The organism is Pseudomonas fluorescens (genome assembly GCF_902497995.1).
GTDB lineage: Bacteria > Pseudomonadota > Gammaproteobacteria > Pseudomonadales > Pseudomonadaceae > Aquipseudomonas > Aquipseudomonas fluorescens_BK.
In genome coordinates this window covers 1-623 of record NZ_CABVII010000065.1, presented here as the reverse complement: position 1 = coordinate 623, position 623 = coordinate 1, and the positions used below count along the sequence as shown (strand labels likewise).

General features: G+C 58.3%; 1 protein-coding gene. It reads right to left on the bottom strand.

Going from position 1 to position 623, the window contains the following annotated elements:
* Positions 1-623 (bottom strand): efflux RND transporter permease subunit (locus F8N80_RS30915; RefSeq protein WP_150785338.1); only part of this gene is annotated, 623 nt, incomplete at both ends.

The window sequence follows — 623 nt, the reverse complement described above, 5'->3', positions numbered from 1 at the left end:
GGATAACCCACCGGCGGACCGTTTTCCAGACGCGTAACCCGCGAACGCAGCGCCGGGAATTGCTCGTTAAGCGTTTCAATCAACCAGCTGCGCAACGCCTCACGCTCCTCGATGTTCTTCGCCAACACCACAAACTGCGCGAAGCTCGCCGCCTGCAATTGCTGATCGAGCGGCAGATAGAAACGCGGCGATCCGGTGCCAACATAGGCGACGTAATTGTCGATGCCGGCGTGATCCTTGAGCATCGCCTCAAGCCGTTTCACCTCACCGGTTGTATTGGCCAGAGAAGCGCCTTCAGCCAGTTTCAGATCGACCATCAATTCCAGTCGATTGGAAGCCGGGAAAAACTGCTGCGGAACGAAGCGGAACAACATAACCGAGGCGATAAACAGCCCAACCGTCAGCACGATCACAGTCTTGCGGTGCGCCACGCACCACTCCACCAAGCGCCGAACGCGCTGATAGAACGGCGTGCCATACGGATCAGCCTGACCATCGGCGGTACCGTGTTTGGCCGCGTGAATTTTCGCCAGATCCGGCAGCAGCTTTTCTCCCAGATACGGCACGAACATCACGGCCGCCACCCACGAAGCAAGCAGCGCGATGGTCACCACCTGAAAGAT